The organism is Methanotorris igneus Kol 5 (assembly GCF_000214415.1).
GTDB lineage: Archaea > AGJL01 > Methanococci > Methanococcales > Methanococcaceae > Methanotorris > Methanotorris igneus.
In genome coordinates, this window is the sequence record NC_015562.1 from 1,804,581 (window position 1) to 1,821,952 (window position 17,372).

16 protein-coding genes and 1 pseudogene are annotated in these 17,372 nt (G+C 31.0%); 10 read left to right on the top strand and 7 right to left on the bottom strand.

All coding sequences use genetic code 11. The annotated features are described in order from the left end of the window. Positions 1–9: 9 nt before the first annotated feature. On the top strand, positions 10–789 hold the full coding sequence (locus METIG_RS08840) for an ATP-binding protein (RefSeq protein ID WP_013799878.1): 780 nt from the start codon (positions 10–12) through the stop codon (positions 787–789). 50 nt (positions 790–839) lie between these two features. Here the strand turns inward: METIG_RS08840 and moaA are convergent, their stop codons facing one another. Together moaA and METIG_RS08850 are read right to left on the bottom strand one after the other, a co-directional pair. Next, positions 840–1,745 (bottom strand): GTP 3',8-cyclase MoaA, encoded by a 906-nt coding sequence (gene moaA / locus METIG_RS08845; RefSeq protein ID WP_013799879.1) that lies wholly within the window; start codon positions 1,743–1,745, stop codon positions 840–842. A 136-nt stretch (positions 1,746–1,881) separates the two neighbouring features. Then, positions 1,882–2,589, bottom strand: a complete 708-nt coding sequence (locus METIG_RS08850; RefSeq protein ID WP_013799880.1) for a peptidylprolyl isomerase — start codon at positions 2,587–2,589, stop codon at positions 1,882–1,884. Between the two features lie 609 nt (positions 2,590–3,198). Between METIG_RS08850 and METIG_RS08855 the strand changes: the two genes are divergently transcribed. Together METIG_RS08855 and METIG_RS08860 are read left to right on the top strand one after the other, a co-directional pair. Then, positions 3,199–4,419 (top strand): 2,3-bisphosphoglycerate-independent phosphoglycerate mutase, encoded by a 1,221-nt coding sequence (locus METIG_RS08855; RefSeq protein WP_013799881.1) that lies wholly within the window; start codon positions 3,199–3,201, stop codon positions 4,417–4,419. Between the two features lie 248 nt (positions 4,420–4,667). Continuing rightward, positions 4,668–5,831 (top strand): class I SAM-dependent rRNA methyltransferase, encoded by a 1,164-nt coding sequence (locus tag METIG_RS08860; RefSeq protein ID WP_013799882.1) that lies wholly within the window; start codon positions 4,668–4,670, stop codon positions 5,829–5,831. 98 nt (positions 5,832–5,929) lie between these two features. On the opposite strand, the gene twy1 is transcribed toward METIG_RS08860, so the two are convergent. Beyond that, complete coding sequence (twy1, locus tag METIG_RS08865; protein ID WP_013799883.1) at positions 5,930–6,862, bottom strand: 4-demethylwyosine synthase TYW1; 933 nt, start codon at positions 6,860–6,862, stop codon at positions 5,930–5,932. A 256-nt stretch (positions 6,863–7,118) separates the two neighbouring features. After that, positions 7,119–7,700: a SagB/ThcOx family dehydrogenase gene (locus METIG_RS08870; protein ID WP_013799884.1), complete on the bottom strand. Its 582-nt coding sequence runs from the start codon at positions 7,698–7,700 to the stop codon at positions 7,119–7,121. Between the two features lie 310 nt (positions 7,701–8,010). On the opposite strand from METIG_RS08870, the gene METIG_RS08875 reads away from it, so the two are divergent. Beyond that, the gene (locus tag METIG_RS08875) at positions 8,011–8,712 is read left to right on the top strand and encodes a ZIP family metal transporter (RefSeq protein ID WP_013799885.1); all 702 of its coding nucleotides are present in this window, start codon (positions 8,011–8,013) and stop codon (positions 8,710–8,712) included. 79 nt (positions 8,713–8,791) lie between these two features. On the opposite strand, the gene pyrF is transcribed toward METIG_RS08875, so the two are convergent. Further along, a complete protein-coding gene (pyrF, locus tag METIG_RS08880; protein ID WP_013799886.1) occupies positions 8,792–9,442 on the bottom strand; it encodes an orotidine-5'-phosphate decarboxylase in 651 nt (216 codons plus the stop codon). A 379-nt stretch (positions 9,443–9,821) separates the two neighbouring features. Between pyrF and eif1A the strand changes: the two genes are divergently transcribed. Beyond that, positions 9,822–10,124: a translation initiation factor eIF-1A gene (eif1A, locus tag METIG_RS08885; protein WP_013799887.1), complete on the top strand. Its 303-nt coding sequence runs from the start codon at positions 9,822–9,824 to the stop codon at positions 10,122–10,124. Positions 10,125–10,255: 131 nt separating this feature from the next. On the opposite strand, the gene METIG_RS08890 is transcribed toward eif1A, so the two are convergent. Together METIG_RS08890 and METIG_RS09770 are read right to left on the bottom strand one after the other, a co-directional pair. After that, the gene (locus METIG_RS08890) at positions 10,256–11,305 is read right to left on the bottom strand and encodes an ATP-binding protein (RefSeq protein WP_048055722.1); all 1,050 of its coding nucleotides are present in this window, start codon (positions 11,303–11,305) and stop codon (positions 10,256–10,258) included. A 19-nt stretch (positions 11,306–11,324) separates the two neighbouring features. After that, positions 11,325–11,449 (bottom strand): annotated as a pseudogene (locus tag METIG_RS09770) (sulfate adenylyltransferase); the annotation flags it as partial. Between the two features lie 751 nt (positions 11,450–12,200). Between METIG_RS09770 and METIG_RS08895 the strand changes: the two are divergent. The 5 genes from METIG_RS08895 to METIG_RS08915 all read left to right on the top strand — a co-directional run bounded on the left by METIG_RS08895 (position 12,201) and on the right by METIG_RS08915 (position 17,372). Then, positions 12,201–13,550 carry a mannose-1-phosphate guanylyltransferase/mannose-6-phosphate isomerase gene (locus METIG_RS08895; RefSeq protein WP_013799890.1) on the top strand — a complete coding sequence of 450 codons (1,350 nt, stop codon included), beginning with the start codon at positions 12,201–12,203 and terminating at the stop codon, positions 13,548–13,550. A gap of 594 nt (positions 13,551–14,144) precedes the next feature. Then, entirely contained in the window at positions 14,145–14,963 is an 819-nt protein-coding gene (locus METIG_RS08900) for a serine protein kinase RIO (RefSeq protein ID WP_013799891.1), read from the top strand. A 149-nt stretch (positions 14,964–15,112) separates the two neighbouring features. Continuing rightward, a complete protein-coding gene (locus METIG_RS08905; protein WP_013799892.1) occupies positions 15,113–15,697 on the top strand; it encodes a KH domain-containing protein in 585 nt (194 codons plus the stop codon). Positions 15,698–16,102: 405 nt separating this feature from the next. Then, on the top strand, positions 16,103–16,828 hold the full coding sequence (locus METIG_RS08910) for a phosphatase PAP2 family protein (protein WP_013799893.1): 726 nt from the start codon (positions 16,103–16,105) through the stop codon (positions 16,826–16,828). Further along, positions 16,809–17,372 carry a YkgJ family cysteine cluster protein gene (locus METIG_RS08915; RefSeq protein ID WP_013799894.1) on the top strand — a complete coding sequence of 188 codons (564 nt, stop codon included), beginning with the start codon at positions 16,809–16,811 and terminating at the stop codon, positions 17,370–17,372. Before METIG_RS08910 ends, METIG_RS08915 begins: the two co-directional genes overlap by 20 nt.

The window sequence follows — 17,372 nt, forward strand, 5'->3', positions numbered from 1 at the left end:
GTGATAATCATGAAAATTGCAATAACAGGTAAAGGTGGGGTAGGAAAAACGTTCATTTCATCAGTTTTAGCAAGATTATTTGAAAAAAGTGGTTATAAAGTTATAGCGGTTGATGCAGACCCAAATACAACATTAGCATGTGCTTTAGGAATAGATGAAGAGATAACTCCAATCTCCAAAATGAACGATTTGATTGAGGAGAGAACTGGGGCTAAACCAAACAGTTATGGAGCAGTATTTAAATTAAACCCAAAAGTGGATGATATTGTTGATAAATTTGCATATAAAAAAGGAAATATTTACTTGCTGGTTATGGGGACAGTAGAGAAGGGAGGCAGTGGTTGTGTTTGTCCTGCTTCAGTTTTGTTGAGGAGGCTGTTGCAACATTTAATTTTAAAGAGGGATGAAGTAGTTATATTAGACATGGAGGCAGGAATAGAGCATTTAGGTAGGAAAACTACTGAAAATGTTGATTTAATGATAGTGGTTATTGAACCATCAAAAAAATCCCTTTTAACAGCAAAGAGGATAAAGAAACTTGCAAATGATATTGGAGTAAATAACTTGGCAGTTATTGTTAATAAAATAAGAAATATTGAAGATAAAGAACTGATTAAAAACCTCATTGAAAGAGAAGTGGGTTTGCCAGTTATTGGCTTTATTCCTTATGATGAAGAAGTTTTAAAGAGTGATTTTCTTGGGAAACCAGTTGATTTAAATTCAAAATCTGCAAAAGAAGTTGAAAAGATATTTAACTACATATTAAAACTAAAACAAAATCAAAATTAGTAGTTTTTAACTCATTCCAAAATCTTTAAGAAGGTTTCATCTAAACAAGTTTATTTGGCATCTTTACCCTTAAAATACGGCTCTCTTCTATTTATACATTCAACAAAACACCTTCTTATGTCTTCTCCCTTCCTTAAAGGAGTTAAAACATCAACTAAATTATCATCTCTCAGCAAGCAGGGTTTTAAAAATCCATCATGTGTCAATCTTATCCTTGTGCAGTGGCTACAGAATTCTGTATTATCCATGGGCCTAACAAATTCAATTTCCAACCCATCGAGGACATATTTTTTTCTGTTTTGCATGAATTTTCTTGTGATGATCTTGTCTGCTTTTTCTTTAATTTTATTTTCTATTGGGGTTATATCCACATGATGTTTATTTAAATTTTTATTTGTTGGAATGAATTCAATTATCTGAAGTATTGCACCGATCTCCCTACAGTATTCCATAATATCTTTTAAATGGTCGATGTTTATGTCCATCGCTAAATAATTTATCTTTAAAGGCGTCAATCCAACGTCAATTGCCTTCTCAATTCCCCTCTTAACCTTTTCTACATCCCCATATTTTGTAATTTTTTTGTATAACTCGTTGTTAAGAGTGTCCAAACTTACATTAACCCTATCTAATCCATTATCTTTCAGTTTTTCAGCATATTCTTCCAAAAGAATGCCATTTGTTGTCATGGAGGTGTCTTTTATTCTTTTATCTCTGATGTTTTTTAATATCTCAGTTATATCTTTTCTCAATAACGGCTCCCCACCAGATATTTTTATTTTTTTCACACCAAAATCTAAAGATGTCTTAACAATTTTTCCAATCTCTTCGGGGAGCATAGATCTATTAGTATTCTCTTTACGTCCCTCTTTATGGCAATAAAAACATTTTAAATTGCATTTTTGTGTAACGGATATTCTTAAAGACCTAATTTCTCTCCCGAATTTGTCCTTCATCAAAATCCCTATTTAATTTTATAAAAACTAAAATGATTAATTGATCCTGACAATATATTTAATTTATGTTAATGTAAATTAATTAATATAAAAAATAAAAATAAAAAAATTAATTTGAAGGGATAAAAATAGCTATTTATTCTTTGTTTTCATTTTCCTCTTTGTCTTGTTTTTTCTTTACAAATGTCTCAACAAATGAAACTTTATCAACATCTAATCTTTTTATAATTTCATTTGCTATTGCCATTTTTATAGTTTGGATGTTATTCATGAATGAGCAAACCTCTGGAAGGTTGATTGTAACGGTCTTTTTGGTCATTTTTATCTTTAAGTCGTCTGTATTTATTGAAGGCATGTACATTTTTACGAGTTCTTTAACAATTTCTTCTGGTTCTTCGATAACTGCCTCCAATTTTAATCTATATTTGACCTCTTTTCCGGCAAGTTCATGATTGAAATCAACTAAAACCCTCCCACTGTTAATACTAACAACTTTTCCAACATTTCCATCAATATTAACTGGCATTCCTACAATAGGCCTTATGTTGAATCTTTGGAACTCTTTCATTGGAACTACTCTAACTTTTGAAGGGTCTCTTTTACCAAATGCCTTCTCTGGAGGTAGAACAAGTTCTCTTTCTTCACCAACTTCCATTTCCAATAACGCCTCATCTAATCCTGGCAATACCATACCCTCTCCAGCAGCAATTGTGACAGGACCGTAAATCATTCTTGGGTTGTAAATTCCTTCTTTTTTAGCCAATTCTTCATTTGTTGTGTCGAAGAGTTTTCCATTAACGTATCCATCGTATGTTATTTTTACCAATGTTCCTTTTTCTACCATCACATCACCTTTTCTTTTTTGTGGTTATAGTCGTCTGCGAGAGGATATAAAATTTTTGTCAACTGCTTTTTCAGAATTTTAAACAGAATTTTAAAAGAACATTTGTTTATATTAATTGTTGTGAATATAGTTTATGTAAAATCCCGCAGACGACTATAAAAGCACTAATCAGATAAATACAATTAAAATATATATATCTAACCCCATAACATAATAGTCGTTTGCGTTATAAATAGTCATAATCTCCAAAGAAGCTAAAAGTATAAATTATAGTCGTGTGCGTTAGAAACTTTTTGGCAAAATCCAAGGGATTTTGCCGTATATCTTTTGGCAAAACCTAAGGGTTTTGCCGTAATTGTTGGTAAATTCTTAAAGATTTTATGGCTTATTTCAAATTTTAAGGAGGAATAAAGATTATTTAAAAATTCATTAATGCATAAATATAAATGGCAAAATCCTATGGATTTTGCCGTATATTAATTCCGCACACGACTATATTACCTATTTGAAATTTTACGCTTATTTATGATTATTTCAAAAATTTTTTATGCACATATACATAAAAGAAATTAGCAAACGACTTAATGCATAAAATAATAAGGTGGTTGAATGAAGGCAGTTATTTTTGTTATTGATGGGTTAGGAGATAGGCCAAATAAAGAAGGTAACACCCCCTTAAAAGAAGCAAATACACCAACAATGGACAAAATTGCAAAGGAAGGAATTTGCGGAATTATGAATGCTATTGATATCGGTGTTAGACCAGGAAGTGATACATCACACCTTGCAATTCTTGGATATGATCCTTATGAAGTATATACTGGAAGAGGTCCTTTTGAGGCATGCGGTGTTGGTATTGAGGTTAAACCAGGAGATGTGGCATTTAGATGCAACTTTGCTACTGTCGATGAAAATTTTGTTGTTTTAGATAGGAGAGCAGGAAGGATTAGAGAAACAGAAGCATTAGCCAAAGAGTTAGATGGTTTGGAAATTGATGGAGTTAAAGTCATATTTAAGCAATCTGGTGGTTATAGGGCAGCGTTGGTTTTGAGAGGAGAGGGGTTGAGCGATAAAGTTACTGATGCAGACCCTAAAAAAGAGGGTAGAAAAGTTAAGACAGTTGAGCCATTGGATGATTCAGAAGAGGCAAAGAGAACAGCAGAGATATTGAACAAATTGTTAAAAATTGCCTATGAAAAATTAAACAACCATCCAATAAATGAAGAAAGAAGAAAGAAGGGATTACCAGTTGCAAATATTATCTTGCCAAGGGGTGCAGGAAAGGTTCCTTATATACAAAAATTTGAGGAAAAATACGGCTTAAAAGGAGCTTGTATTGCTGGAACTGGATTAATAAAAGGTATTGGTAAAATGGTTGGTTTGGATCTTATTGAAGTAGAAGGGGCAAATGGAACGCCAGAAACAAACTTTATGGGCAAAGCGAGGGCATTAGTTGAAGCATTGGAGAAGTATGACTTTGTTTTAATTAATGTTAAGGGTGCAGATGAGGCAGGGCATGATGGGGACTATGAGACAAAGAAAAAGGTTATTGAAAAGATTGATGAAATGTTAAAATACATTATTGAGCATATAGATAAAGATGATGTTTACCTTGTGTTAACCGGGGATCACTCAACACCAATAGAGGAAAAAGACCACTCAGCAGACCCAATACCAATAGTTATTTGGGGTAGGAGTGTTAGAACAGATGACGTTGAGAGATTTGATGAATTTAGCACATACAAAGGAGGCTTAGGTTGGATTAAAGGTAAACATATAATGCCTATATTGATGGATTTGATGGGCTTAGCTAAAAAATATGGTGCATAAGTATATAGTCGTGCTTTATAACCAAAGTTGTAGTGGATTTTTAAATTATACATTAATAAATTTTTAAATAGTCCTTATCATTCCTTAAAATTTGAAATAAATGGCAAAGCCTTAGATTTTACCAAAAACCTTTATAACGCACACGACTATACACCTACTCATTTGGATTAGGTCTTTTTAAGATGTTTATACCTATAATAATAAAAAATATTTTTATACTTTTTTAAAATATTTTATATGGTGATAGCATGGATTATCCAAAAATATATGTTAATTTTGCGGCATATAGTTCAATAGAAAAAGGAAATTTAATCGTTAGGAAGCATGGGATTTTAAACATTAGAGATTTTGAAAAACTTGATGTTGGGGAAATTGTTGATGTATACTCAAAAAAAGGAAGGTTTTTGGGTAGGGGGTTTAAAAACCCACACGAAATAAGGATAGTAACCCTAAAAAAGGAGAAAATTGATGAGAACTACGTTAGAAACAAAATTATTGAGGCAGATAAATATAGAAAGTTTTTAGGGTTTAAAGATGCTTATAGAATGGTTTATACTCAATCAGATTGGCTAAATGGGCTTGTTATTGATAAATACAATGATATAGCAACTGTCCAAATATTCAACTATGGGTTTGAATTGATGAAAGATACTATAGTGGAAACGCTTTTGGACTTGGGAATTGATAGCATATATGAAAAAAGTACAGGTAGAAATAGGAGAAGGGCAGGTTTAAAAGAACAAGAAGGGTTATTGTGTGGAGAAAAAACAGAAACAATAATAAAAGAAGGAAATGCAAAATTTAAAGTTACATTTGGAGGGCAAAAGACGGGTTTTTTCTTAGATCAGAGAGATAACAGGTTAGAACTTGAAAAATTTATAAAAGAGGGGGATAGAGTTTTAGATGTCTGCTGTTATACTGGGGGCTTTTCAGTCCATGCGGCATTAAAAGGGGCTGAAGTTGTTGGAATAGACCTCTCAAAAAAAGCCGTAGAATTGGCAAAGGAAAATATGCAGTTGAATGGTATTGATGATAGTAAATATGAGTTTAGAGTAGGAAATGCATTTGAGATTATGGAGGAAATGATTGAGGATGGGGAAGAGTTTGATGTCGTTATCCTCGACCCACCAGCATTTGCCCAATCAAAAAAGGACGTGAAAAATGCAGTTAGGGGCTATCATTTGTTAAATAGATACGGTGCAAAACTTGCAAAGAGATTGCTTGTTACGTGTTCATGTTCCCATCCAATTGAGCCCATGGAATTTAAAGCAATAGTTATCGATGCGGCATTAAAAGCAAATAAATGGATTAGACAGATAGGGCCTTACAGAACACAACCAGCAGACCATCCAATAACCTCAAAGGGAACCGAATATCTAAAATGTCTATTCTTTAAAGTGGATGGATTCTAATGGAAACCTTCTAAAAAAGGTTTATCTAAATGGATAAGATACCTCGTAGTTATTTTATAGTTGTTCGCGAATTTTTTTGCATTTATTGAACTATAATTTCAAAAATCAATTTTTGGATTTATCTTTTTATTTTCATTCACTAACAATGCAACTCTACTATCGGAAGATTTATCCACGAATTTATAGCAACTATTTTCCTCTAAAATCTTTGCCAATTCTAATATTTCTTCAGGTTTAAGCATATCCTCTAACTTTAACCTTCTCCTTGAATAACCAACATTCATATAAGATTTTATTTCAATAAAATTGACATTAGCTCTCTCATACAAATCCACAAACTTCAAAATGTCATCATTCAAATGCCTTATTACGGTTGTCCTAATGCATGTTCTTTTCTTCTCTCCCAAAATATCTAATGTATTTAATATTTTTTCCCAATACTCCTCTTTTCCCCTACAAATTCTTTTATAACTCTCCACATCATACGCGTCTAATGAAACATAAAGTTGAGTTGGTTCTATTTTTTCTATGACATCTGTTAATATCCCATTTGAAACAACAAATGTTGAAAAACCATTTTTGTGGAAGATTTTTATCAATTCATCTAAGTAGGGGTATAGCGTTGGCTCCCCAGATAGAGAAATTGCAACATGCCTTGGATTTAATGCTTCTTCAAATTTTTCCTCTCCAACTCTGTCAATAACTCCTTTATAACCCATTATCATTGTTCTATGCATTTTTAGAATTTGTTCAAAGACAACCTCTGGTTCATCCCACTTTGGCTCTTTCAAACTTCCCTGCATATTGATGTCAGATGGTAAAACTCTCCAACAAAATATACAATTTTGCTGGCACCAAACAACTGCTGGTGTGCATTGGATGCATCTATGTGTCTCTATTCCATAAAATTTGGACTTATAGCATCTTTTATTTTCTAATAGGCATTTCCTCACCCAACCACATAACTTAACTGCAGTGTGGTTTTTTATTTGATATCTCTGCTTTCTTAAAATTTGGTAAATTTCTTCCATCAATGCCACCTCATATTATTAATCGTTAAGATTGCAATATAACATAATAATTTAAATTTGTAATGTTCTGTTAAACTAATTGTTAAAATTGTTAATATTGAAAATCTTGAGAGTGGTGCTTATAACGCTATAAAAATTGATAAACCTTTATAAGTTCCAAATTCCAAAAATATAAAATAAAAAATAAATTTTTAGTGTCATAAATATAATAATATAATATATTTTAATATAATATTTAGTATTTAGTTTGTATAACTTAAATTCTTCCAACTGGCATTAATAATAGTGGGTATTCCTCCTCTAACCCCATAAGTTCCATAATACCCTCATCATCAAATGCTCCAACTGCGACAGTTCCAAGGTTTAATGCAGTTGCCTCTAAATATACATTTTGGGATGCATAGCCAACTTCCATGTGCACATATCTGATTCCTCTTTTCCCATACCTCTGCGTAGCTCTTTCATAAACCGCAGTAAATATAATAACTACTGGTGCCTCGGCAATAAAATACTGATTTAAAGCCAATGTAGCCAATTCTTCACCAATATCTCCATCAAAAACTTTTAATAATGAATGGGAATGCGGAATGTATTTATAAACTCCTTTGCTGAGCCCAACAACATTTTTTACTGAGACGTATATTTCTAATGGGTAAGTAGCCCCCGCAGATGGTGCTGTCCTAAACCCATAATCATCAGTTATTCCTTGGCATGCAAATAAGAGTTGAGAAAGTTCTTCCAATGTTAAAGGTTCATCTTTGTATTCCCTTATAGACCTTCTTTTTATTAAAACTGGCTCAATATTAATTAATTTTGGATTAGGTAATTTTATTTCCATAATTCCCCCTCCCCAATTGGATACTTTTTGTTTAGTTTTTTATAATTTTGACGTTCTCATCATTTTTTTCTTTTTTTGGTTTAATTCTGTTGTTAATCTGTTTTTAATTATATTTATGGTTTTGTGTAACGATAACCGTTATTAAATAGTTCAATCCTAAACTATTTATAGAGTCAACTTATTATAATTATTGAATGCCGTTAATATGGGGATTTTTATTTTTAACGACCTATATCTATTTTGTTATTATTTTTATTCAGTTTAAAAAATAATTTTGTAATTTTTATAAGCTTATGAGGAGGGGGCAATTATGTTAAACGAGGCAATTTTTGTATCGTTATTAAGTTTTGTGTTTATGCTCATGGGGGAGTTAATGGCCTATTACTCTGTTTCCTTAAAATATAGGTATGAGTATGAGGCATTTTCTTATGGGTTTATACTTGGAGTGGCAACGCTTGTTTTAATCCCAGTTGGACATTTCGAAAATTCATCACTATACGTTATTTTGGGTGTTCTATTTGTTTTCTTATTGGATAAATACCTTGCATTTTGTCCATTATGTAAGAAATACTGTGAGGAATGTGGAGTTAATTATATGCAAGTAAAACTACTCTACCCCATCTCATTCTTTATACACACGTTTATAGATGGTCTAATTATTGCTATGGGTTTTATTGGACATCTTGGACTTTTATTGTATCTTGCTATTTTACTCCACAAATTGCCAGCAGGGTTCGTCTTACTTTCCCCACTAAAATCCATCTATAAAAATCCATTACTTATAGGGGTCATTGTATCCTTTGGAACCGTGCTTGGGACAATTGTAGGGTTGTTATTGTTTTCCAATATTCCTATTAAACCGCTCATTTCAATCTCTGGGGGAGTTTTTATAGCAACGTTCTTGCTATTGGCATCACACGTCTATGAACATGCTCCAGAAAAGGTTATTAACCCATTGATACTTGGATTCTTACTCGTGGGGCTTTTAAGTTTGTTAAGGCATCATCATTAAATCAAAAAAATTTCAAAATATTCAAAAAATAAACAAAAACAACAATAAAAATAAAAAAATGAAAAATAAAAAAGAATGTTTATTCTCTATTTTTTAATTTTTCCTTATACATCTTTGCACTTTCCTTTGGGTTCTCACTATTATATATGCTTCTTCCAACAATTATGTAATCATTATCAGACAAAATCTCCAAAACCTTTTCTAAATCCCCACCCTGCGCTCCAATGCCTGGAGAGACTATTGGGATTTCTCCAACAATTTCTTTTATCTCCTTTAATCTCTCTGGCCTTGTTGATGGAGCAACAACGCCATCAACACCTAACTTCTTAGCCAATTTTGCAAGTTCATTAGCAATTGGCTGCATGAACATAACTGCCCCAGGATGGGACATTTCAGTAACCATTATAACTTTTTTATTATTTTCCTTTGCGACATTTTGAATCGCTCTAATGCTATCTTCCCCAACAAAACCATGGCATATTATTCCATCTGCATATTGCAATGTTAATTTTGCAATTTTTTCATTTGTTGAAGGTATGTCTGCAACTTTGAAATCACATATTACCTCTTTATTGCTTAGTTCTTTTATTTCTTTAACAATTTTTAGGTTTGTTGCCAATACGAGAGGATAACCTATCTTAATTGCATCAACATATTCTGATGTTTCTCTTGCTATTTTTAATGCCTTATCTTTATCCATAACATCGAGAGCAAGCATCAACTTTACCATGTCATCACCATTATCTATATAAATCAGTTTTGTTAATATTTATATATGTGAAAATTTTCACGGAGTTATTTTTAAAGGATAACTATAAAAATGTGATTGTGGTATAGTCATTGTGCAAAATTTTTTAAATGAACTTTAATTTATCACACGTGCGTTTATAGATTTTTTAATTGAGTATTTTCTCAATTTTTGAACTTTCATTGTATCATGTAGATACTATCTTATAGTCATTTGCATTATTTAATGGCGAAATCTTTTAGGTTTTGCTACATTTTTGTTTTGGTTGAATGAATGCAGAGAATTTTGCAAACGATTAATTCAACAATAAAAATTAAATCATTAATGTAAAAACACAAAAACATAAACAAGAGGTGATAATGTGCAACAACAAGAACAACCAATAAGAGTAAGAATCCCAAAACCAGAAGAAAATGAGATTTTGGGGATAGTAGAGCAAATGCTTGGAGCAAGTAGGGTTAGAGTAAGATGCATGGATGGAAAAACAAGATTAGGGAGAATCCCAGGTAAGTTAAAGAAAAGAATTTGGATTAGAGAAGGTGATGTTGTAATTGTGGTACCTTGGGAAGTTCAAGGAGACGAGAAGTGTGATATTGTTTGGAGATACACAAAAACCCAAGTTGAGTGGTTAACAAAGCATGGTTATTTAAACCAATTGCTATAATTTCCTTTTAAACCAGTAAATTTGGCAATTCATCTAAAAATCTCCCAAATAATAGCTCAGGTGGAGCAGAATCAAGCCCAATTACAAAAACTTTTTTAATCTCTTCATTCATCTTAACCCACCCCAGTTATCTATAAAATTTTCTTTATCCCATTCCAAATCAAAAAACTCTGTGGTCTTAAAGTTCCCTCAATAGGGTTTAAAAATAAGATGTTTTTCTTAACTAAAAATTCTCTAACTTTTTTATTTATTGTTATATCTTCAACTTCATAGTTTTCTTTAAATATTTTTAAAGATTCTAAAACTTTATTATAAAGTTCTTCATTTTCCTCTTTAACATCTTCTAAGAAGTATTTTAATTTTTGTTTGGCATCTTTAAGCAGGTAATCTAAAATTTCCTCTAAGTTTTTATTCTTGAGCTCTTGAATTATATAAATTATATCAACTAACTTCCCCCCTACATGGCTATAAATTAGCTCTTTCTCTTCATTAGAGAGTTTTTTATTCAAAACCCTTTCAGATAAAAAGTCCATGAATTTAAAAGAAGTTTCTTTATCAAAATCATCGACTAAGAGGTACTTAGCTCTTCCGTTTAGTATTGCCTCGTTATAAACTTTCTCTATAAACAGGCTATCTGAACTTAAGCAGAATACATGGCAGAGATGTTTATGCTTGGTTAAGCTTATGAAATAATTAAATAATTCATAAATTAAGAAGCCATTTATTTTTAAATCTCCAATCTTCTGAAGTTCATCTAAAATAATTATAGGCTGCTTACCACTCTCTTTTATTTTCATTAAGATGTTTGTTATATACTTGAAGACATTTTTAGGTCCCTTTTTGCTTAACAAAGTTTCTAACGTATTTTTTGGTGTAGGAATTCCAAAGAGTATAGGAGAGTCTTTAATTAAGTCCTTAACTAATTCAATTGGATTTTTATCCTCTTCATACTCCTCAAACAAAACCTCAATAAAATCATCATATTTAGAGATAAAAATTTCTCTCAAATCAAAGTAAAACACAACGTATCTATCTTTATCTAATCTGTTGTTAATTATCTCATTAATTAAAGCAGTCTTTCCACTATTTATAGGACCATAAATAAAATAAATAAAATTTGGCTCAAATTCAATAATTGACAGAATTTCTTTCATTTCTTTTTCTCTATTAAAGAGATTCATTGTTTCTCCTCCAACTAAATTGAGCAAATTCTTTTTTGTTGTAGGTGTAGATATCATCAACATGCATCCCTGCTATGGGTAAATTGTCATAATAATTTGGATTTTTACATCAAAAACTATTGGGATTGTCCATGGTATGTCATTATAGTTGTTTGCCTTACTTCTTAACCTTTATTTGGAATTTTATGGTTGATTTATCGTTCTTTTAAAAAATAAATGGCAAAACAAAGTTTTGCCGTATAAAATTGGCAAACAACTATACTTAACTTCAATCTAAACAGATTGGAAATCCTCATTATTTAAAAATCCTTCAAAAGGTGAATATATCCAAAAGCAATATTTTTTGACTCATCTACATATCCTGACTGGTGATTAGTTCTGAGAACCACTTCCACCTATTATAGTCGTGTGCGAAATAGTTGAATAACGTAGTTATTCAACTTCCCTGCAACCAAAGGTTGCAGTGGATTTTTAAACTATACATAACATTAATGAATTTTTAAAAATATACGGCAAAACCTTTTAGGTTTTGCCAAAAGAGGCACTGCCGAGCGTAGCGAGGCAGTGCATCCGATTTGGATGAAACCTTTTTTAAAGGTTTCTTTCCAAATTATACGGTAAAACCCTTAGGTTTTGCCAAAAGACATACGGCAAAACTTTCAGTTTTGCCAAAAACCCTTCTAACGCATACGACTATATTTAATATCAACGCCAGAAAATCTAAATAACTCCCCAACTTTAAAACTAACTTCAAATAAGTACTTAGGAAGAAAACTTTTAGAAACCTTCCAGTCAAAACATGCAGATGACCCTTATATACAAAATTATTTAAAATTATTTATTTATAAATTCAGTTATATATTTTTGAGAATCAGAATAAAAAAAGGTGGTTTCTATGAAATCAGTAATTCTTGCAGGGGGTTCAGGAACTAGGCTGTTCCCACTAAGTAGAGAATATTTTCCTAAGCAGTTTATAAAACTTAGAGGTTTTGATAAGTCTCTTTTTCAGATGACATTGGATAGAGCTTTAAACCTTACTAAACCAAAGGATATATTGATAGTTACAAATGAAAGGCATAAATTTTTGGTCATGAATGAGGTTGAAAATTACAACATCCCAGAAAATAACATTCTCTTAGAGCCTGAAGGAAAAAACACCTTGCCGGCTATATACTATGCAGTCAAAGATTTAAATGATATTGTGGCAGTGTTCCCTTCAGACCATTTAATATTGGAAGAAGATGAGTTAATTGAAACCATTAAAGAAGGACAAAAATTAACTAAAAACTACCTAATAACATTTGGTGTTAAGCCAAATAAACCACATACTGGTTATGGTTATATAAAGCCTGGAGAAAAGTTAGAGATTGGTTACAAAGCAGATGAATTTAAAGAAAAACCCAACTTAGATTTGGCTATAGAGTATATAAAAAATGGTTATTTGTGGAACTCTGGAATGTTTTTATTTGATAGTGAGTTATTTAAAGAAGAGGTTAAAAAATATTGCCCTGAGGTTTATGAGGCGTTTAAATTAAATGATATAAAAGATATTTATGAATTAGCCCCTAATATTTCAATAGATTATGGAGTTTTAGAAAAATCCAACAAAGTAGCAGTTATTCCTCTAAATATTACTTGGAGTGATTTAGGAAGTTTTGATGCTTTATATGATATATTTGATAAAGATGAAAATGGAAATATACTAAATGAAGACGTAAAATACATAAATTCTAAGAATAATTTTGTATACTCAAGTAGTAAAAAACTAATAACCTTATTAGATATTAATGATTTAATTGTTGTGGACACAAAAGATAGTTTGGTTATATGTAAAAGAGGCAGTAGTGAGAAAATAAAAGATCTTGTTAAAACTTTAAAAAAGGAAAATGATGAAAGAATATTATATCATAAAAAGGTCTTTAGGCCTTGGGGATATTATGAAGTCTTAGAGGAAGGGATGTTTTATAAAGTTAAGAAAATAACTGTTTATCCTAAAAAGAGATTATCTCTACAGATGCATTATCATAGGAGTGAGCATTGGATTGTTGTTAAAGGAATGGCTAAAGTTGTTATTGAAGGTAAAGAGTTCTTTGTTAGACCTGGAGAAAGTGTTTTTGTTAAAAGTGGAGAAAAACATAGGTTGGAGAATCCTGGAAAGATACCTTTGGAAGTTATAGAAATTCAAGTTGGAGAATATTTAGAGGAAGATGACATTGTTAGGTTTGATGATGATTGGAGGAGATAAGCTTTTTATATTATTAACTTATTTTTTATAATGATAATAGCGAATATAGTTGTTTGCGTTATAAATTAGTATAGATTAAATTAGTATTAGGATATATTCAAAGTCAAATTTTTGTTAAGATAGATTAACCTCTGTAAAATTTGATAACGCCAATATTCTAAATATTTTTGTCGAGTATATATTATCTATCATAATTTTTATGTATTGGGATACCAATCATCTTTATATATTGAATATAAACTTGTATACTCCCATATTACTTCAATATTTCAATATATAGTCGTGTGCGAAATTAATATACGGCAAAACCCAAAGGGTTTTGCCATTAATTTTTAAAGTTATTTATACGTTAATGAATTTCCAAATAATTGTTATCATTCATTAAAATTTGAAATAATACATTAAACTTAAAAATTTACCAATGGTATATTCCACATTTTAACGCACACGACTATAATCCTCATCCCTTAGCATGAATAGTAGTTTATATTATCTCTGCACTCATAATTCAGTAATATGGAAATTTTATTTATATATAAGATTATGGGTAACGTAGTTTAAGGATGAGCCTTTTATTAGGAGGATGATAAAATAGTGCACGAAAAAGAATTCAATCTTGATGAAATAGATGAATTTGAATTGGATAGAGAATATCAAAAGAGAGTTATAGAAAGGGAGAGGAAATTTTTTGAAGAATTGAAAACAGAAAATGAGGTATTTGATAAAAGAACTTTAATGATCTTATTCAGCCTATTGGCAGGGAAACATATAGATGAATTTATTGGGGTTATAAGCTCTGGAAAAGAGGCTGTTGTTTTTAGTGCTAAGAAAGGAAGAAGATACAGGGCCGTTAAAATTTATAGAGTAGCTACGTGTGACTTTAAAACAATGCACAAATATATCCAAGGGGATCCAAGATTTCATTTGAGGAAGAGTAGTAGAAGGCAGATTATACACGCATGGGTTGAAAAGGAATTTAGAAATTTAAGAAGAGCAGGGGAAGTTGTAAACGCTCCTAAGGCAATATTAAGGAGAGAAAACGTTCTTGTGATGGAATTGGTTGGGAAAAGGGGAGTTCCTGCTCCGAGGTTGAAAGATGTTGAGGTTGATTATGAAAAATTCTATGAAATAATAACTCGAGATATGAAAAAACTCTACTGTGAGGCAGAATTGGTTCATGGTGATTTATCTGAATATAATATTCTCGTAAAAGATGATAAGCCAGTATATATTGACTTCTCTCAGAGCGTTGTAACTCAACATCCACTATCAAAGGCCTTATTAATAAGGGATGTCAAAAATATATGTAACTTTTTCAAGAGAAAAGGAGTGGATTGTGATTATAGGGAACTTTATGAATACATAACAGGAGAAAAACTACATCCTATTGATGAAGAAATCGCACAGTTGTAATTCTTTTTGATATAATTAAATAATTAACCAAAATTTAAAGAGATATCAATTTAAATTCCAAATTAGAAATTTAAAATAAATATTCATTTAAAACAAAAATAAAAATAAAAAATTTTATATCAATTTGGAATAAGAATTATTTCGTGGTGATGGCTATGAATTTTAGCGATGTTGTTATGCATGGAAATGTTGAGACTGTAAAGATTCCAAAGAATAGAATTGGTGTTTTAATTGGGAAAAAAGGTCAAACAAAAAAAACAATTGAAAGGGAGTTAGGTGTTGAACTCGAAATTAGCAAAGATGGTGATGTCACAATATACTCAACTGAAAAACAAAAAGATGCTCTTGCTACTTGGAAGGCAAGAGACATTGTAATGGCGATAGGAAGAGGGTTTTCTCCTGAAAATGCTTTGAAGTTACTTAGTGATGAATATGTATTGGAGATTATAGATATAACTGAATACGCAAGTTCTGAAAATGCTCTGAGAAGATTGAAGGGTAGAGTTATTGGTAGTGGCGGAAAATCAAGAAAATATATTGAAGACTTAACTGGGGCAAGGGTTTCAGTATTTGGAAAAACCGTTGCTATATTAGGAGAGTTTGAGTCCGTCCAAATTGCAAAAGAGGCAGTTGAGATGATATTAAGAGGTTCATCTCATGCTAAGATGTATAAGTTCTTAGAAAGAGAAAGACAAAAAATCAAAAGAAAGGCATTTGAATTGTGGAAAAAATAAATAAATTATGTTTTTATTGCTATTAATACGATATTAGAAATCAATTTATACAAGATTTTCAATTTTAATTATAGTTGTTTGCCTTACTAATGAACGAAATCTCCATTAAATTATAGGGGATGATTAACCTTTATTTGGAATTTTTACACTTGATTTAGCGTTCTTTTAAAAAATAAATGGCAAAACAAAGTTTTGCCGTATAAAATTGGCAAACAACTACAGTTTCCCTACTATAACTCAAACGTTTTTTTAACATTTATATTCCTACTTTTAATTGATAATATTTTTTTGATTATATTGGGTATTGACAAGTTGACTTTATTATGTGAAAACCTTTCCATTAAATTTTATAGAGAATAAAAATTATAGAAACATAACTTTATGAGAGAGTAAAGAGGTTGAAATATGGAAAGGAATAGAATTATTATTAGGTTGCTTTTGTATCCTTTTGCATATCTAATGTGGGGAGGGTTGATGTGGTATTCCCAAATAGTGAACCCCATTGATTTAACCCATTATTTATCTTATATTCCATTTTGCAATGCAGAATTTTATGCCACGTTGCAAGGATTACCGCCACAAATCATTGAGTTTTTTAGAGTAATTTATCTATACTCATTTACATTCTGCATAGTTGGAGGGATTGGTTACTATTTACTAATAAAGAAAAATTTTTTAAAATCTGATATAATGTTGGTTGACTTGGCATTGGGTTGGCTGTTTGCTGGGTTAATCTATACGTTTTTTGTGGTTCAGGCACCATTTGATGTTGGTGTTGCAAAGGATTTAGTTGATTTTAAATTAATGTGGATATGCACAAAGCCAACTTATGAAATCCCATCCTTACATACTGCATATTCTATTCTAATTGCTCTACATTTTAAAGAGGAAGAAGGGGACATAAAATATATCTTCTATGCATTAGCCATCTTAATCCCAATATCTACACTAATAATGGGGCAGCATTGGATTGTTGATGTTATTACTGGCATTTTATATGGGTTCTTTTTATATAAATTCCCGAAAACTATCCACATTAAAATTCATAAGGGCATTGATTTCATCTGTGGATATATAAAGCCATGCACAAACTGTGCGCATGGTGTAGATAATGGAAAAATCAACAAGTAAAAATGAAAACAAAAAAACAAATGCAAAAATAAACTTAAAAAATAAAAATTCGAAAATTTTGAAAATAATGGGTTCTTACACTTGTGGCATTGCATGGTATTGTAAAAAATGTGGAGGATGTTGCGATTCACCAACCGTTACAAAAAAAGACATTGTAAACATTGCTAAGTATCTTGGATTATCTTTTAATGAGGTTATTGAGAAGTATCTGAGGTATTTTGATGGCAAAATGGGAGAAATAAAGGAAGTTAGAGGAAGATGCATATTTTTGGATAAAAGGAGATGCACCATTTATAAAGCAAGGCCTTTAATTTGCAAACTTAGGCCATTTTCCCCCCAATTTAAAAATGGAAAATTGGTTTTAACTTATGATATATGGTTTTTGAAGCATTGTAGGGGTTTCTTTATTGGGGATATGAAAATTGATAAAAAATACTTTAAATATGCAGAAATATTGGTAAAATCCTTAGGTTTTGAAGAAGAAACTCCAAAAGAGGAATTTAATAGATTAAAGAAGAGATTAAAAAATGCCCATGAAAACTAA

Bases quoted from the DNA above. Each gene is read 5' to 3' on its own strand.
- METIG_RS08855 (WP_013799881.1), top strand. From the start codon at position 3,199: ATGAAGGCAGTTATTTTTGTTATTGATGGGTTAGGAGATAGGCCAAAT.
- METIG_RS08840 (WP_013799878.1), top strand. From the start codon at position 10: ATGAAAATTGCAATAACAGGTAAAGGTGGGGTAGGAAAAACGTTCATT.
- METIG_RS08890 (WP_048055722.1), bottom strand. From the start codon at position 11,305: ATGAATCTCTTTAATAGAGAAAAAGAAATGAAAGAAATTCTGTCAATT.
- METIG_RS08875 (WP_013799885.1), top strand. From the start codon at position 8,011: ATGTTAAACGAGGCAATTTTTGTATCGTTATTAAGTTTTGTGTTTATG.
- METIG_RS08870 (WP_013799884.1), bottom strand. From the start codon at position 7,700: ATGGAAATAAAATTACCTAATCCAAAATTAATTAATATTGAGCCAGTT.
- METIG_RS08860 (WP_013799882.1), top strand. From the start codon at position 4,668: ATGGATTATCCAAAAATATATGTTAATTTTGCGGCATATAGTTCAATA.
- moaA (WP_013799879.1), bottom strand. From the start codon at position 1,745: ATGAAGGACAAATTCGGGAGAGAAATTAGGTCTTTAAGAATATCCGTT.
- METIG_RS08895 (WP_013799890.1), top strand. From the start codon at position 12,201: ATGAAATCAGTAATTCTTGCAGGGGGTTCAGGAACTAGGCTGTTCCCA.
- METIG_RS08905 (WP_013799892.1), top strand. From the start codon at position 15,113: ATGGCTATGAATTTTAGCGATGTTGTTATGCATGGAAATGTTGAGACT.
- METIG_RS08910 (WP_013799893.1), top strand. From the start codon at position 16,103: ATGGAAAGGAATAGAATTATTATTAGGTTGCTTTTGTATCCTTTTGCA.
- twy1 (WP_013799883.1), bottom strand. From the start codon at position 6,862: ATGGAAGAAATTTACCAAATTTTAAGAAAGCAGAGATATCAAATAAAA.
- METIG_RS08915 (WP_013799894.1), top strand. From the start codon at position 16,809: ATGGAAAAATCAACAAGTAAAAATGAAAACAAAAAAACAAATGCAAAA.
- pyrF (WP_013799886.1), bottom strand. From the start codon at position 9,442: ATGGTAAAGTTGATGCTTGCTCTCGATGTTATGGATAAAGATAAGGCA.
- METIG_RS08850 (WP_013799880.1), bottom strand. From the start codon at position 2,589: ATGGTAGAAAAAGGAACATTGGTAAAAATAACATACGATGGATACGTT.